The sequence below is a fragment of the Xylophilus sp. genome (genome assembly GCA_009914555.1).
In the GTDB taxonomy this organism is placed as follows: domain Bacteria; phylum Pseudomonadota; class Gammaproteobacteria; order Burkholderiales; family Burkholderiaceae_C; genus WNDY01.
Map to the genome: position 1 here is coordinate 1 of WNDY01000006.1, position 15,733 is coordinate 15,733.

The following is a 15,733-nucleotide window of genomic DNA, read 5'->3' on the forward strand; positions in this document are numbered from 1 at the left end:
GAAAGCGTTCTCCTCCTCCAGCCGCGCCACTTCACGTTTGAGCCGTGCATGTTCGGCCAACTCCAAGCGTTGTGCCTGATCGTCCTGGTCGTGCCGCCGCGCCTGGGCGCGCCAACTGTACAGCTGGGCAGGCTGCAACCCCAGATCACGAGCCACCGTGGTTACCCCTTCTGTGGCCGCTCGCAACAGTGCCTGCTGCCTGAACTCCAGGCTGAACTCCTGCCCCTTTCTGCTTGCCTTGCTCTTGGTCATCGTCCACCTCCTATTGCGATAGTTAATCGCTTATAGGGGTGTCCGTGAAACGGGGGCAAGATCACCGACCTGCTGGCCACGGCCGGCGTGCACATCGGCGGCACCGACTTCGACCAGCGGCTGAACCTGGCGCTGGCCATGCCGCTGCTGGGCCTGGGCCACACCGGTCCGCACGGCCGCGAGGTGCCGAGCCACGTGTTCCACGACCTGGCCACCTGGCATCTGATCCACTGGCAGTACGGCGGGCCGGCGGTGCGCGCGGCGCAGGCGCTGCGCGGCGACTACCGCGACCCGGCGCTGCACCGCCTGCTGATGGCCGTGCTGGAACGCCAGTTCGGCCACCGCATCGCGGCCGAGGTGGAGCGCGCCAAGATCGCCGCGTCCAGCGCGGATGCGCAAGCCTGGCTGGACCTGGACTTTATCGAGCCGGCCCTGGGCGCGCCGCTGCCGCCGGGCCCGCTGGCCGGGCACCTGCAAGCGCTGCTGGCCCGCGTGGCCGCCTGCGCGCAGGACTGCGTGCGGCGCGCAGGCGTGGCGGCGGGCGCGCTCGACGCGGTCTACCTCACCGGCGGCTCGTCGGCGCTGCGGCCGTTCCAGGCGACGCTGCGCACGGCCCTGCCCGGCGTGCCGCTGGTCGAGGGCGACCTGTTCGGCGGCGTGGCCGCCGGGCTGGCGGTCACGGCCGCACTGGTCTAGATACCCCCCAGGTCATCGACCCACAGCGCTCGTATCTCGCGCGCCAGGAGGATATACCCCCTATAGAAAGGTCGCTACCTTGTCCAGCGGCAGGCGCGATTTCGGCAGGCCGGCGTTGAAGTCGCCGTCGCCGCGGCGGCCCAGCGCCACCAGCACCAGGCTGGTGTAGCCGCGCTCGCGCAGGCCCAGTTCGGCATCGAGCGCACGGCTGTCGAAGCCTTCGATCGGCGTGGCATCGATGCCGGCGGCCGAGGCGCCGAGCAGCAGCGTGCCGAGGGCGAGGTAGACCTGCTTCTCCAGCCACTGCGGCTCGTCCTTGCGGTCGAAGCGGTGCTGGGCGACGTAGAACTGGCGGCCCTTGTCCTGCGCGGCGCGGGCGGCGGCGTCCTGGAAGCGGCCGTCCTGCGCTTCCTGCGCCAGCACGGCGGCGAAGTGCTCGGCGAAGCGGTCGGCCCGCGCGGCCAGCACGATGACGTGCGAGGCATCGCGCACCTTGGGCTCGTTGGCCGCGTAGGAGCCGGTGGTGGCCTTGGCGATGCGCGCGCGGGCGGCCTCGTCGCCCGCGATGGTGAAGTGCCAGGGCTGCGAGTTGACCGACGACGGCGCGAGCCGGGCCAGCTCGATCAGTTCGCGCACCTGGGCGTCGTCCAGGCGCTGGCCGGCGGCATAGGCCTTGACCGCGTGGCGGGCGCGGGCGAAGGCGACGAGGGAAACGGGGTTCGGCATGGTGTCTGTGTCGTTCGAGGTTGGACCAGGGGAGCCGGATTAGAAACCTTCCAGAACAACCTTGCCGCGCGACCTGCCACTTTCGACGAGCGCATGGGCGCGGCGCAGGCTGGCGGCGGTGATCGCGCCGAAGTGCTCGGCCGCCGTGCTGCGCAGCACGGCCTGGTCCACCAGCTGCGCCACGCGCGCGAGCAGGTCGTGCTGGCGCTGGATGTCGGGCGTCTCGTAGAGCGGGCGGGTGAACATCAGCTCCCAGTGCAGCGACAGGCTCTTGCGCTTGAGCGGCATGGCGTCGAGGGTGTCGGGGTCGTCGATCAGCGCGAGCCGGCCCTGCGGGCGCAGCGTCTCGATGATCTGGGCATAGTGCCGGTCGGTGTTCGTCAGGCTGGCGACGCAGTCGACCTCGGGCAGGCCGGCGCGCTTCAGTTCTTCGGCCAGCGGCCGGCTGTGGTCGATCACGTGGTGGGCGCCGAGCTGGCGCACCCAGTCGGCCGTCTCGGGCCGCGAGGCGGTGCCGATCACGGTGAGCCGGGTGAGCTGGCGCGCCAGCTGCACGAGGATGGAGCCGACGCCGCCGGCCGCGCCGACGATCAGCAGGCTCTGCCCGGCGCCGCCGCCTTCGGGCACGCCGAGGCGGTCGAACAGCAGCTCCCAGGCGGTGATGGAGGTCAGCGGCAGCGCCGCGGCCTCGGCGTCGCCGAGGCTGCGGGGCGCCGGCCCGGCGATGCGCTCGTCGACGAGGTGCAGCTCGCTGTTGCTGCCGGGCCGCGCGATCGAGCCGGCATAGAACACGCGGTCGCCCGGCCTGAACAGCGTGGCCTCGGCACCGGCGGCCTGCACGATGCCCACCGCGTCCCAGCCGAGCACGCGCGGCGCCTCGCCCGCCACGCCGCGGCGCAGCTTGGTGTCGACCGGGTTGACCGAGACGGCGCGCACCTGCACCAGCAGGTCGCGCGGGCCGGGCTCGGGCGCGGGCAGGTCGATCTCGACGAGCGACTGCGGGTCGTCGATCGGCAGGCCGTGCCGGATGTAGACGATGGCTTTCATGGCGTTTGCTTTCGAAAAAAGGGGATGGCGGGATGGTCGCGCGTTCGATTGCCCCCTACAAGCCATGCAATGGACCAGCACTTGCATGCTTTGGCAGAAAATCGGGGGCCATGATCCGCCTCGACGACCTCGCCCTGTTCGAGCGCGCCGCCGCCCTCGGCAGCTTCTCCGACGCCGCGCGCGAGGCCAGGCTGGCGCCGCAGCAGGCCAGCGCCGCCGTCGGCCGGCTGGAGCGCGCGCTCGATCTGCGCCTGTTCGCCCGCTCCACGCGCAGCCTGCGCCTCACGGCCGAGGGCGAGCGCTACCTGCCCTATGCGCAGGAGGCGCTGGCCGCATTGCGCGAAGGCCGCGCGCGACTGCACGGCGATGGGGCGCAACTGAGCGGCCTGCTGCGCATCGCCGCGCCGTCGGACTTCGGCCGCCATGTGCTGCTGCCCTGGCTCAGGGACTTCCACCGCGCGCATCCGCGGCTGGTGCTGCGGCTGTCGTTCTCGGACCGCATCGCCGACGTGTTCCGCGATCCGGTGGACGTGGCCGTGCGCTACGGCGAGCCGCAGGACGCGAGCTTCGTCGCGCTGCCGCTGGCGCCGGTCAACCGCCGGGTGCTGGTGGCCGCGCCGGCGTACCTCGCGCAGCGCGGCCGCCCGGCCATGCTCGATGACCTGGCGGCACACGACTGCCTGCCGTTTTTGATGCGCGGCCGGGTCTACGACCGATGGGTCTTCATCGATGCCGACGGCCAGAAGCGCCCGGTGGACGTGCACGGCCCGCTGCAGAGCGACGACGCCGAGATCGTGCGCCGCCTTGCGGTGGCCGGCGAAGGCATCGCCTACAAGTCGTGGCTGGACGTGCGCGAGGACGTGCTCGCCGGCCGGCTGGAGCTGCTGCAGGGCCCGTGGCAGGGCGAGCCGGTGCCGCTGTCGCTGGTGACGGCGCACCGCAGGCAGTTCCTGCCGGCGGTGCAGCGGCTGCATGCGCTGCTGCGCCAGCGGTGCGACGGGCTAGCCCCGCCCACCGCGGGCTGAATCAGGTCGCGAGCTTGCCGCTGCGCACCGCGTCGCGCAGCAGATCGTTCACCCGCGTCTGCCAGCCGGCACCGCTGGCCTTGATGGCGGCCAGCACGTCTGCATCGACGCGCATGGTGAGGGGCACCTGCGGTCCGGTCGATACCGTACGTCGATTCACGGCGCAAGCGAGGGCGCTACACCCCTCCGCCCAGCGCCTGGAACAGCGTCGCGTGGTTGGCGAACCGGTTGAGCCGGTTCTCGGCCAGCGAGGTCTCGGCCGTGCGGCGGCTCTCCTGCGCGTCGAGCCAGACACTGAGCGCCACGGAGCCCGCGCGGTAGCGCACCTCGTAGAGCCGCTCGATGCGGCGCGCGTCGGCCAGCGACTGTTCGAGCTGCTCGCCCTGGAGCGCGTACTGGCGGCGCGCAGACAGCGCGTTGTCCACGTCGGCCAGCGCCTCGTAGAGCGTCTGGCGGAAGTCGATCACCGCCTTCTCGTAGTCGTTGCGCGCGACCTCGGTGTTGAGCCGCATCTCCGTGAGGTTGAGGAACGGCAGCGTGAGCCCCGCACCCAGCGTGACCGCGGGATTGGAGAGCACGCTGCCCAACGTGGTGCTGGAGCCGCCGAGCGCGCCGGTCAGCGAGAACTGCGGGTAGTAGGCGAGCCGCGTCGCGTCGGCCGTGGCCAGCAGCTTGCGCAGCCGCAGCTCGGCCGCGCGCAGGTCGGGCCGGCGGCCCAGCAGCGCGGCCGGCAGGCCGGCGGCCACCTCGGGCAGCGGCGCCTCGGGCAGCGCCTGCGGCACGCGCCAGCCCGGCACGGCCACCTCGACGGGCACGCCGTCGAACAGCACCGCGAGCGAGTTGGACGTCGTCACCACCTGCTGCTGCAACTGCACGAACGTGGCGCGCTGGCTCGCCAGGCTCTGGCGCGACTCGGCCACCTCCAGCGACGAGGTGGAGCCCGCGTCGTACTGCGCCTGCACCAGCGCGAGCGTGCGCTCGGCGTAGGCGATGCTCTCGGCGGCGGCGGCCAGGCGCTGGTTGTAGTAGGCGAGCTGCCAGTAGAGCGTGGCCGTGGTGCCCACCAGCGTCTGGGCCGTGGCCTCGCGGTCCTCGGCCGTGGCCTCGGCCTCCCAGCGCGCGGCGTCGAGCGAGGCGCCCAGGCGGTTCCACAGATCCAGCTCGTAGCTCGCGCTGAGCGAGGCGGAGTTCGAGCGCGTGGTGGAGCCGCCGTCGAGCGAGCGGCTCGCGTCCGCGCTCACGCTGCCGGAGAGCGTGGGCCGGTTCTCCTCCAGCCGGGCCTGCAGCCGCGCGCTGCGCACCTTGATGGCGGCGACGGCCAGGTCGTTGCTGCGCGCGAGCGCGGCCTCGACCAGCGCGTCGAGCACCGGGTCGCCGAAGGCCCTCCACCAGCCGCCCGTGGCGGCCTCGGCGTCGCGCGCGGCGTCCGGGCCGTGCTGCCACCGCGCGGGCACGGCCGTGGCCGGCGCCTCGTAAGCCGTGCGCAGCGAGGAGCAGCCCGCCAGCGCGAGGGCGAGCGCCAGGGCGGAGGGACGAAGCAATGCAGTCAGAGTCATAGGTGCCAATTCGGTTGGTCCGTAGCGCAGCGGGTGAACAGGCATGGCCTGGGCCAGCGGACGCCGCGCAAGGGCCGCGCCGCCGCGCTGGCGCCGCCCCCCTTCCCGCAGCGCGAAGCGCGGGAAGAGAAGGCGGGGGTCAGGGCCGCGGCGCCGAGCCTGCCTGCGCAGGCTCGGACGGCCCCGAACGGTCGCAGCCTCTGGCTGCGGCCTCGGGCGAAGCCGCTCGGGGGGATGTCGCTCATCCTATTCACGAGCGAGGGCTTCCACCGGATCGAGCCGGGCGGCGCTGCGCGCGGGCAGGAAGCCGAAGATCACGCCGATCAGCGTGGAGCAGACGAAGGCGGCGATCATCGAGCTGTGCGAATACACCATCTTGAATTCGCTGCTGGTCCGCCCGAAGATCTGCCCGAAGGCCAGCGCGCCGAGGATGCCGAGCACGCCGCCGATCAGGCAGACCAGCACCGCCTCGATGAGGAACTGCTGCTGGATGTCGCTCTGGCGCGCGCCGACGGCCATGCGCACGCCGATCTCGCGGGTGCGCTCGGTCACCGAGACGAGCATGATGTTCATCACGCCGATGCCGCCGACGACCAGCGAGATCACCGCGATCGACGAGATCAGCAGCGTCATGGTCTGCGTGGTCGCCTTGATGGTCTGGCGGATGCTGTCGGTGTTGAGGACGTAGAAGTCCTTCCTGCCGTGGCGCTGCTCCAGCAGCTGGTTGATGCCCTGCTCGGCCGCGGCCGTGGGCGCGTCGTCGCGGACCCGCACGGTGATCGACCGCAGATAGTTCTGGTTGACGATGCGGGTCATGGCCGCGGTATAGGGCACGAAGACGTTGAGCGACTCGCTGTTGCCGAACGCCGAATCGCTCTTGGCAGCCACGCCGATCACGCGCACCGGCACGCTGCCGAGCAGCACCACTTCGCCCACCGGGTTGGGCGTGTTGGGGAACAAGGTCTTGCGCGTATTGTCGTCGATCACTGCGACCTGCTCGCGCCGCTGCACGTGGCCGGCGTCGAAGGCGCTGCCCTGCGCGATCTTCACGCCCTTGACGCGGAAGTACTGCTCGCCCGCGCCGGTGACGGTGACCGAGGCCTCGACGTTGCGCCAGCGCCCGGTCACCGAGGACTGGAGCGTGGGCGTGACGCTGTCGACGTAGCCCTGCTGCGCCAGCGCGTCGGCGTCGGCCGGCACCAGCGTGCGGATGCGCGCGGAGCGCGGGTCGCCGAAGCCGGAGCCCGAGAAGATCTCGATGGTGTTGGTGCCGATGGAGCTGATGTTCTGCAGCACCTGCTGGCGCGAGCCTTCGCCGAGCGCGACCACGGCCACCACCGATGCGATGCCGATGATGATGCCGAGCATCGTGAGGAAGGTGCGCAGGCGGTGCGCGTTCATCGCGATCAGCGCCATCTGGAACGCCTCGACGAAGCGGTCGCGCAGCGCGCCGGCGCCGTTGCGCCCCGGCGCGCGCGCGGGCAGCGCAGGCGCCGGGCCGGCCGGCGGCTGGCCGTGCATGCGGGCCGTGGGCCGGTCGCCGATGATCTGGCCGTCGCGGATCTCGACGATGCGCTCGGCATGCTCGGCCACCGCCATGTCATGGGTCACGATGATGATCGTGTGGCCCTCGGCATGCAGTTCCTGGAGGATCTTCATCACCTCCTCGCCGCCGGCGGTGTCGAGCGCGCCGGTGGGCTCGTCGGCGAGGATCACGCTGCCGCCGTTCATGAGCGCGCGCGCGATCGACACGCGCTGCTGCTGCCCGCCCGAGAGCTGGCCCGGCCGGTGGCCGGTGCGGTCGGCCAGGCCAAGGCGGCCGAGCAGCGCCGCGGCCCGGTCGTGGCGCTGCGCCGACGGCATGCCGGCATAGATCGCAGGCACTTCGACATTGCCGCGCGCGGTCAGGTCGCCCAGCAGGTGGTAGCGCTGGAAGATGAAGCCGAAATGCTCGCGTCGCAGCGCAGCGAGCTCGTCGGGGCCGAGCGCCCGCGTTTCGCGGCCGGCCACGCGGTAGCTGCCGGCCGTGGGCTTGTCCAGGCAGCCGAGGATGTTCATCAGCGTGGACTTGCCGGAGCCCGACTGGCCGACGATGGCGATCATCTCGCCCGCGTGGATCGCGAGGTCGATGTCCTTGAGCACGGCGATCGTGCCCTCGCCGGCCGGGAACTCGCGGCGCAGCCCGCGCACGTCGAGCAGCGGCGCGCCGCGGCCGGCGGCGCCCCACGCCGCATCCTGGGGGATGTCCTGCTTCATCGCCGCGGCCTCAGAGACGCATCGGCGGGCCGCGGCGCATGCCGTTCTGCGGCGAGCCGCCTTCGGCCGCCTCGGCGAGCACGACCTTGTCGCCCTCGGCCAGGCCCTCGGTGATCTGGGCGTTGACGTTGTTGTTGATGCCGACCTTGACCGTGCGCGGCCGGGCGTTGCCCTGCGCGTCGAGCACGCGCACCGTGTAGGTGCCGTCGCGGCCACGGCGGCCGAGCGCCGACGACGGGATGACGATCGCGCCCTTGGCCTGCGCGCGCACGATGGAGACCTGCGCCGTCATCGAGATGCGCAGCTTGCCGTCGGGGTTGGGCACGTCGAACAGGCAGTTGTAGTAGATCGCGGTGGAGGAGGACGAGCTGGAGCTGCTCGACGAGGAGGAGGACGACGACGTCGAGGTGGACGTCTCGGTCTGGGTCGAGTCGGTGGTCGGCTCGATGGTGCGCAGCTTGGCCTCGTAGCGGTTGTCGGGCTCGCCGAGGATGGTGAAGTAGACCGGCAGGCCGGGCTGGACCTTGACAACGTCGGCCTCCGAGATCTGGGCCTTGATGGTCACCGTGTCGAGCTGTGCGACCTTGATGATGGTCGGCGTGGTCTGGTTGGCGTTGACCGTCTGGCCCTGCAGCGCCACGAGGGCGATCACCACGCCGTCGATCGGCGAGACGATGCGGGTGTAGCCGAGGTTGACATTGGCCGTGTCGACCGTGATGTTGGCCTGCTTGATCTGCGCCTGCAGCGACGCGATGCTCGCGCGCGTGGTGCCGAGCGTGGCCTCGGCGGCCTCATAGTCGGCGCGCGAGCCGGCGTCGGCGTCGAAGAGCCGCTTCTGCCGCTTGTACGCCAGCTCGGCCTCGATCAGCGAGGTCTGCTTGGAGGCGAGCTGTGCGCGCACGTCCTCCAGCGCCGCCTGGGCGTTGCGCAGCGTGTTCTGCTGCGTGGTCGAATCGATCTCGGCCACGAGTTCGCCCTTCTTGACGCGCTGGCCGAGCTCCACATGCAGCGCCTTGATCTGGCCCGACGCCTGCGCGCCCACGCTCACCTGCTTGAACGCCTGCACTGTGCCGGTGGCGAGCACCGCGTCCTCGATATCGCCCCGGCTGGCGGTGGCGGTGACGAACCGCTGCGGCGGCTGCGATGGGAAGAAGGCGAACTTCGCGCCGACGGCCAGCGCGGCGACAACGGCAAGGCCCAGGACGACGCGCAGCGGCGCGGGAATCTTTCTCAGAACGGTGGACATGGTTCTCCCAGATGGGGCCGGCATCCGGACGCCAGCCCGCTTCTCATGGCGCGCAAGTGTGCCCGCTCCGTACGTCGGCCCGGTAGCCGGACGGTAAATCGGCGGTGAAGGCGTGTATCGGCAGCGCCCGCCGTGGGCGCTCAGCCGGCTTCGCCACGCAGCTTCAGCGCCTGTTCGTAGAGGGCATTGCGCGGTGCGCCGGTGATGTCGGCCGCCAGGCGCACCGCGGACTTCACCGGCAGTTCGGCCAGCAATAACCGCAGAACGCGTGTGGCTTCCGCGCCGGCCTCATCGCCGCCGGCCGGCGGCGCCGGATGCAGCACGACGACGAACTCGCCGCGCGTGCGCTGCGGCCCGGCGGCCAGCCAGGCCGCGGCCTCGGCCGCCGGCACGGTGGCGATCTCTTCGAACTGCTTGGTCAGCTCGCGGCCCAGGGTGACCGGGCGCGGGCCCAGCACGGCGAGCGCGCGGGCCAGTTCCTCGATGCGGTGCGGCGCCTCCAGCAGCACGATGCTGCGCGGCTCGGCGGCCAGCTTCTCCACGGCCGCGGCGCGCTCGGCCGCGCGCGTGGGCAGGAAGCCGGCGAACAGGAAGCCCGGCGTGCCCTGCTCCACCGCGCCGGCCGCGCTCAGTGCCGCGGTCACGCTGCTCGCGCCGGGCAGCGGCACCACCGGCAGGCCGGCCGCGCGCACCGCGGCGACGAGCCGCGCGCCGGGGTCGCTCACGCCGGGCGTGCCGGCGTCGCTGGCATAGGCGATGCGCTGGCCCTGCCGCAGCCGCGCGGCCACGCCCTGGGCCGCCTCGGCCTCGTTGTGCTGGTGCAGCGCGATCAGCTGGGCGCCCGGGCGCTCGATGCCGTAGGCGCGCAGCAGGGTCTGGGTGTGGCGCGTGTCCTCGCAGGCGATGGCATCGACGGTCTGGAGCACGTGCAGCGCGCGCAGCGTGATGTCGGCCAGGTTGCCGATCGGGGTGGCCGCGACGTACAGCGTCCCCCGGGGATAATGCTGCGCACCGGCCGCGTCGCGCGCGGCAGTCAAGGCAGTGGCGAAGGAAGCAGCGCTCACATGGGTGTCCTCGGAAAGGTCTTCGGGCGGGGCGATGGTGACGGTCCCACCACGGCGCAAACCGGCCGCGCGGCCGAGGACCGCGCGCTCGGCCACCTGCAGGCCCAGGGCCTGCGGCTGGTGGCCCGCAATTATCGGACGCCGGGACGCGGCGGCGGCGAGATCGACCTCGTCCTGCGCGATCCGCGCGACGGCACGCTGGTCTTCGTCGAGGTGCGCGCGCGGCGCAGCCGCGGCCAGGGCGGCGCGGCGGCCAGCATCGGCACGGCCAAGCAGCGGCGCATCGTGTTCGCGGCGCAGCACTACCTGCTGCGCCTGGGCGGTACGCCACCGCCCTGCCGCTTCGATGCGGTGCTGGTCGAGGGCGACGCCATCGAATGGCTTCGCGCTGCCTTCGACGCAGGCTGAGCAGCTCGGGGGTATCCATTTGTAGCCGGCGGTCAGCGCCCGCCATGAGAGGGTTCTGCGGGGGGTAGTCACGCAGCGATGCGGCGGTCGGCGCGCCGCGCACGGTTATCATCGCGGACCATGCTCGAGCAACGGATCCAACAGCATTTCATCGACAGCGCCGACCTGAAGTACCAGGCCGCGCAGGCACTGAGCAAACCCATCGCCGCGGCCGTGCAGGCGCTGCTGGCCTGCGTGACCAGCGGCGGCAAGGTGCTGGCCTGCGGCCACGGTGCATCGGCCGCGCATGCGCAGTTCTTCGCAGCCACGTTCATCGGCAGCTTCGAGCGCGAGCGGCCCGAGCTGGCCGCGCTGGCGCTGCACGGCGGCCCGGTGGCCGCCCTTTCGGAATCGGCCGACACCTCGCAGAACCTCGCGCGCCAGGTGCGCGCCTTTGGCCAGGCCGGCGACGTGCTGCTGGTGCTGTCGCTCCAGGGCGAAGGCGCCGACGTGATCGCCGCGGTGGACGCGGCGCACGAACGCGAGATGTCGATCGTTGCCCTGGGCGCGCGCGGCGGCGGCCCGCTGGCGGCGATGCTGCGCGAGACCGACGTCTACATCGGCGTGCCGCACGACCGCGCGGCGCGCATCCACGAAGTGCACGGCCTGGTGCTGCACTGCATCTGCGACGGCGTGGACGCGCAGCTCTTCGGCGAGACCGAAATCTAGATCCCGCCCTTTTTCATGAACCGCGTGCATGGCACCACCCTTGGAGATTGAGATGAAGCGAACCTTTTCCCCGCGCACCGCGCAGCGCCTGGTCCTGGGCGCGCTGCTGTCCGGCTCGCTCGCGGGCTGCGCGCCGATCCTGGTCGGCGGCGCGGTCGTCGGCGGCCTGGTGGCCACCGACCGGCGCACCTCGGGCGCGCAGCTGGAGGACGAGACCATCGAGCTGCGCGCGTCCAACCGCGTCCGCGAGACGCTGGGCTCGGAGCGCGTGCACGTCAACGTGACCAGCTACAACCGCCGTGTGCTGTTGACCGGCGAGACGCCCAACGGCGCCGACAGGGCGGCGGTGGAGCAGATCGTGGCGCGCGTGGAGAACGTGCAGACCGTCGTCAACGAACTCCAGACGGCGCCGATCTCCTCGCTGGGCGACCGCTCCAACGACACGCTGATCACCGGCAAGGTGCGCGCGAGCTTCGTGGACGCGCGCGACGTGTTCGCCAACTCGGTCAAGGTCGTGACCGAGCGCGGCGTGGTCTACCTGCTGGGCCGCGTGACCCAGCGCGAGGCCGACCGCGCGACCTCCATCGCCCGCGGCGTGGCCGGCGTGACCAAGGTGGTGCGCGTCTTCGACATCATCAGCGAGGCGGAACTGGCCCGCGTGGCCAGCCAGCCGCCGGCGCCCTCCACCACCGGCAATGCGGCCGCGCTGGCCGGCGGATCGCCGGCGCCGGTGTCGCGCGACTGAACGTCCGGGGGCGGGGCCGGGCCTCAGCCCTCCGCCGCCTTCCTGTGGAACCAGGTCTGCAGGTAGTGGAACCCGCGGTCGAAGGCGTCCTGGACGCTGTCCGCCTCGATATGGGTGTCCAGCCGGGTCCGCTTTCCGGCCGGGGTCTCGACGTAGACATGCACCGGGAAGCTGTCGCGCTGGACGTCGTAGCCGGTGGCCACCGTCAGCCGGTATTCCTGGAACCGCCCTTGCTGCACGAACCGGGGGCCGCTCTCGGTCTGCCTGACGTTGAAGTGCGAGACATAGTGGGACATGGTGCCTCCTGCGTGGGTTGCCACAGTATGCCTGCGCAGCGCCCCGAAAACGCCGCGCGGCTTTCGGGCCGTGCGGCGTCTTTCGCATCCATCCGCGCCGCGCGCGCTACTGCTGCGGCAAGGCGTAGGCGATGACCTGGTCGCCCTTGGGCGTCTCCATGAAGTGGTGGCCGCCGGTCATGCTGACCAGGTACTGCCGCCCGCCCTCCTCGTAGACCATCGGGTTGGCCTGCCCGCCGGCCGGCAGCTTGGCCTGCCAGAGCGTCTTGCCGGTGTCGATGTCGATCGCGCGGATCAGGTCGTCGGTGGCCGCGGCGATGAAGATCAGCCCGCTGGCGGTGACGACCGAGCCGCCGTTGTTGGGCGTGCCGATCTCCAGCGGCAGGCCCGAGCGGATGCCGAACGGGCCGTTGGCGCGCGCGGTGCCCAGCGGCCGGTCCCACAGCGTCTTGCCGCTCCTGAGGTCGATCGCGCGGATGCCGCCGTAGGGCGGCTGCTTGCACAGCAGCTTGGTGAACGGCAGGCGCCAGCCGGCGTTGACGTTGACCGCATACGGCGTGCCGACCTGCGGGTCGCCCGCGCCCTCGGAGCCGCCCATGTCGCCGCGCACCTGCTCGCGCGACGCCCAGCCCATCTTGTCGGCCTTCTCGCGCGGCACGAGGATGTTGTAGTTGGGCATGTCGTTGTAGTTGGCCACGATCAAGCCGCGCGCCCTGTCCACCGCCACGCTGCCCCAGTCGGAGCCGCCGTTGTAGCTCGGGTACTCGATCGAATGGCGGTCGGCCTCGGGCGGCGTGTAGAAGCCCTTGTAGCTGGCCGCGCGGAACTGGATGCGGCAGGCCAGCTGGTCCAGCGGCGTCATGCCCCACATGTCCTGCTCGGTCAGGTCGCGCTTCCTCAGCGTATGCCATTCGGACACCGGCTGCACCTTGGATCGGCGCTGCGGCTCCACGCCGCCGCCGGGCGCCTGGTAGGTGCCCACGGGCGTGAGCGGCTTGCCGGTGCGGCGGTCGAGCACGTAGAGATCGCCCTGCTTGCTCGGCAGCAGCACCGCCGGCACCTTCTGGCCGTTGCCGCCGTCCCAGTCGAGCAGCGTGGGCTGCGAGCCCAGGTCGTAGTCCCAGACGTCGCGGATCGTGGTCTGGAAGTTCCACACGGGCTTGCCGGTCGCCACGTCGAGCGCGACCAGCGAGGTGGCGTACTGGTCCTGCGTCGGCGTGCGCGAGCTGCTCCAGTAGTCGGCGGCCGAGTTGCCCATGGGCAGGTAGACCAGGCCGAGCGCGTTGTCGCCGACGGCCGTGGTCCACATGTTGGGCGTGCCGCGGGTGTAGGTCTGGCCCTCGGGAGGCAGGCCGGTGAGGTCGGGGCGGTCCATGTCCCAGGCCCAGCGCAGCGCACCGGTGGCCGCGTCGTAGCCCTGGATCACGCCCGAGGGCGCGTCGCGCCGCTGGCCGTCGAGCACCTGGTGGCCGGTCACGATCACGCCGCGCACGATCGCCGGCGGCGAGGTGATCGAGACATAGCCGTCGGGTGTGTCGCCCATGCCGGCCTTGATGTCGACCTGGCCGTTGCGGCCGAAGCCGGCGCAGGGCTTGCCGTCGCGCGCGTCGACCGCGATGAGCCGGCCGTCGAGCGTGCCCTCGACGATGCGGGCACGGCAGGCGCCGTCGGCCGGTGCGGCGGCGGCCGGCGCGGCGCTGGCCGGCAGTTCGTAGTACGCCACGCCGCGGCAGGCCGCCGTGTAGGGGATGGACTTCTCCTTGACCTGCGGGTCGTAGCGCCAGCGCTGCTGGCCGGTGCGCGCGTCCAGCGCCAGCAGCTGGTTGCGCGCCGAGCACAGGTAGAGCGTATCGCCGACCTTCAGCGGCGTGGTCTCGGCTCCCCAGCGGTGGTCGGGCAGGTCGCCGGTGTGGGCCAGCCAGGCCTGCTGGAGCCGGCCGACGTTGTCCTTGGTGATCTGCGTGAGCGGCGAATAGCGCGTGCCCGCGTTGTCGCGGCCGTAGGCCACCCAGTCGCCGGCCGCGGGCTGATCCGCGCGCTGCGCGAATTCGGCCGGCGGCGGCGCCACCGCGGCTCCTGCGCCCGCCGCAGCCTGCGGACCGGGCCCCTGGGCCGGCGTCACGCCATAGGGCACGAAGGCCAGCGCGAACGCGGCCACGAAGACCAGCGCCAGCACCACGGCGATGCCGCGCGATGCGGCGCGGGCGAAGGGCCGATCCAGCCGCGGCAGCAGCAGTGCCAGCACGAAGCCCAGGGCCACGATCAGGCCCAGGCGCGGCACCCAGCGCCAGTAGTCCAGCCCCGACTCCCAGGCGCTCCACAGCACCGTGCCGACGAAGACCGCGGCGAACCACCAGGCGCCGGCGCGGCGCGCGCGCCAGAGCAGGGCGCCCGCGACGACCAGGCCGATGCCGGCCAGCAGGTAGTACCAGGAGCCGCCCAACGCCGCCAGCCAGACGCCGCCGCCCAGCAGCGCGAGTCCGACCACCAAAAGAATCGCCGCCAGGACCCTGAGGGGCCAGGCGGCGTGCACACGCCCACGTGGCGTTCTGTCATCAGCCATGCTTCACTCCGTTTGCGATCACAAGAAAGAACCGAATCGGCCCATCTTGGTCATGTGCAACTCGGCGCATGCAAGCGGTTGTTGCCGGCAGCAGCTGGCCAGCCGGGGGCAGGGGTATATGGCCGCAGTGCGCGATAGACCAGCGCTTATGGCTACTACAGCGGGGGGTATCAGCGCAGGCGGCGGATCAGGCTCGACGTGTCGAGGCGGCCGCCGCCCTGCTGCTGCACGTCGGCATAGAACTGGTCGACCAGCGCGGCGAGCGGCAGGCGCGCGCCGTTGCGCCGGGCCTCGTCGAGCACCAAGCCCAAGTCCTTGCGCATCCAGTCCACGGCGAAGCCGAAGTCGAATTTGTCGGCGACCATGGTCTTGCCGCGGTTGTCGAGCTGCCAGCTCTGGGCCGCGCCCTTGCCGATCACGTCGAGCACCAGGTTCATGTCGATGCCGGCCTTCTGGCCAAAGGCGATGGCCTCCGACAGGCCCTGCACGATGCCGGCGATGCAGACCTGGTTGACCATCTTGGCGAGCTGGCCCGCGCCGCTCTCGCCGATGCGGGTAAAGGCGCGCGAGAAGGCCGCAGCCACCGGCGCGACGGCATCGAACACGTCCTGGTCGCCGCCGACCATGACGGTCAGCGCGCCGTTCTGCGCGCCGGCCTGGCCGCCGGAGACCGGCGCGTCGAGAAACTGCGCGCCCTGCCTGCGCGCGGCGGCATACAGCTCGCGCGCCACGTCGGCCGAGGCGGTCGTGTGGTCCACGAAGATGGCGCCCTGCGCCAGGCCGCCAAAGGCGCCGTCGGCGCCGGTGGTGACCGAGCGCAGGTCGTCGTCGTTGCCGACGCAGGCAAAGACGATCTCGGCGCCCTCGGCCGCCTCGCGCGGCGTGCGCACGGCACGGCCACCGAACTCCGCCGCCCAGGCCGCGGCCTTGGGCGCCGTGCGGTTGTAGACGGCGACCTCGTGGCCCGCGCGCGCGAGGTGGCCGGCCATCGGATAGCCCATCACGCCGAGGCCGACGAAGGCGACGCGGCGCGACGGCACGGGTTCATAGGGGCGCGGGTGGATGCTGGTGGTGGACATGGTGGACGAAGGCTCCGAAAGCACAGCGGCCCGCACGGGGCCGCGACAGGAAGATCGAGAAGAAGG

The 15,733-nt window shown here is 71.9% G+C and carries 15 protein-coding genes and 1 pseudogene; 5 read left to right on the forward strand and 11 right to left on the reverse strand.

The features are described 5' to 3' along the window. Positions 1-252: transposase (locus GAK38_RS05035; protein ID WP_325341977.1), on the reverse strand; the 252-nt coding region annotated here is incomplete at its 3' end. A gap of 63 nt (positions 253-315) precedes the next feature. On the opposite strand from GAK38_RS05035, the pseudogene GAK38_RS05040 reads away from it, so the two are divergent. Continuing rightward, positions 316-948, forward strand: a pseudogene (locus GAK38_RS05040) (Hsp70 family protein); the annotation flags it as partial. Between the two features lie 60 nt (positions 949-1,008). On the opposite strand, the gene nfsB reads toward GAK38_RS05040, so the two are convergent. After that, a complete protein-coding gene (gene nfsB / locus GAK38_RS05045; protein WP_325341979.1) occupies positions 1,009-1,674 on the reverse strand; it encodes an oxygen-insensitive NAD(P)H nitroreductase in 666 nt (221 codons plus the stop codon). Positions 1,675-1,713: 39 nt separating this feature from the next. Then, positions 1,714-2,721 (reverse strand): zinc-binding alcohol dehydrogenase family protein, encoded by a 1,008-nt coding sequence (locus GAK38_RS05050; protein WP_325341980.1) that lies wholly within the window; start codon positions 2,719-2,721, stop codon positions 1,714-1,716. Positions 2,722-2,831: 110 nt separating this feature from the next. Here GAK38_RS05050 and GAK38_RS05055 point away from each other — a divergent pair, with 110 nt between their 5' ends. Then, positions 2,832-3,746: a LysR family transcriptional regulator gene (locus GAK38_RS05055; protein ID WP_325341981.1), complete on the forward strand. Its 915-nt coding sequence runs from the start codon at positions 2,832-2,834 to the stop codon at positions 3,744-3,746. Position 3,747: 1 nt separating this feature from the next. On the opposite strand, the gene GAK38_RS05060 is transcribed toward GAK38_RS05055, so the two are convergent. The 5 genes from GAK38_RS05060 to rsmI form a co-directional block, all read right to left on the reverse strand. Further along, positions 3,748-4,041, reverse strand: coding sequence for a BrnA antitoxin family protein (locus tag GAK38_RS05060; RefSeq protein WP_325341983.1), 294 nt, complete (start codon positions 4,039-4,041; stop codon positions 3,748-3,750). Beyond that, positions 3,923-5,302, reverse strand: a complete 1,380-nt coding sequence (locus tag GAK38_RS05065) for an efflux transporter outer membrane subunit (RefSeq protein ID WP_325341984.1) — start codon at positions 5,300-5,302, stop codon at positions 3,923-3,925. The genes GAK38_RS05060 and GAK38_RS05065 overlap by 119 nt, the downstream gene beginning before the upstream one ends. Before the next feature lie 246 nt (positions 5,303-5,548). Continuing rightward, on the reverse strand, positions 5,549-7,558 hold the full coding sequence (locus tag GAK38_RS05070; protein WP_325341986.1) for a MacB family efflux pump subunit: 2,010 nt from the start codon (positions 7,556-7,558) through the stop codon (positions 5,549-5,551). A gap of 10 nt (positions 7,559-7,568) precedes the next feature. Further along, positions 7,569-8,804 carry an efflux RND transporter periplasmic adaptor subunit gene (locus GAK38_RS05075; RefSeq protein WP_325341987.1) on the reverse strand — a complete coding sequence of 412 codons (1,236 nt, stop codon included), beginning with the start codon at positions 8,802-8,804 and terminating at the stop codon, positions 7,569-7,571. Positions 8,805-8,944: 140 nt separating this feature from the next. Beyond that, positions 8,945-9,868: a 16S rRNA (cytidine(1402)-2'-O)-methyltransferase gene (gene rsmI / locus GAK38_RS05080; RefSeq protein ID WP_325341989.1), complete on the reverse strand. Its 924-nt coding sequence runs from the start codon at positions 9,866-9,868 to the stop codon at positions 8,945-8,947. On the opposite strand from rsmI, the gene GAK38_RS05085 reads away from it, so the two are divergent. From GAK38_RS05085 to GAK38_RS05095, 3 genes are all read left to right on the forward strand, one after another. Further along, complete coding sequence (locus GAK38_RS05085) at positions 9,869-10,276, forward strand: YraN family protein (protein ID WP_325341991.1); 408 nt, start codon at positions 9,869-9,871, stop codon at positions 10,274-10,276. A gap of 120 nt (positions 10,277-10,396) precedes the next feature. Beyond that, the gene (locus GAK38_RS05090) at positions 10,397-10,984 is read left to right on the forward strand and encodes an SIS domain-containing protein (protein ID WP_325341992.1); all 588 of its coding nucleotides are present in this window, start codon (positions 10,397-10,399) and stop codon (positions 10,982-10,984) included. 52 nt (positions 10,985-11,036) lie between these two features. After that, complete coding sequence (locus GAK38_RS05095; RefSeq protein WP_325341994.1) at positions 11,037-11,729, forward strand: BON domain-containing protein; 693 nt, start codon at positions 11,037-11,039, stop codon at positions 11,727-11,729. 23 nt (positions 11,730-11,752) lie between these two features. On the opposite strand, the gene GAK38_RS05100 is transcribed toward GAK38_RS05095, so the two are convergent. From GAK38_RS05100 to GAK38_RS05110, 3 genes are all read right to left on the reverse strand, one after another. Further along, positions 11,753-12,025, reverse strand: a complete 273-nt coding sequence (locus tag GAK38_RS05100; RefSeq protein WP_325341996.1) for a hypothetical protein — start codon at positions 12,023-12,025, stop codon at positions 11,753-11,755. 106 nt (positions 12,026-12,131) lie between these two features. Further along, entirely contained in the window at positions 12,132-14,588 is a 2,457-nt protein-coding gene (locus GAK38_RS05105) for a membrane-bound PQQ-dependent dehydrogenase, glucose/quinate/shikimate family (protein WP_325341998.1), read from the reverse strand. A gap of 170 nt (positions 14,589-14,758) precedes the next feature. Beyond that, positions 14,759-15,667, reverse strand: a complete 909-nt coding sequence (locus tag GAK38_RS05110; protein WP_325341999.1) for an NAD(P)-dependent oxidoreductase — start codon at positions 15,665-15,667, stop codon at positions 14,759-14,761. Between the last annotated feature and the right edge of the window lie 66 nt (positions 15,668-15,733).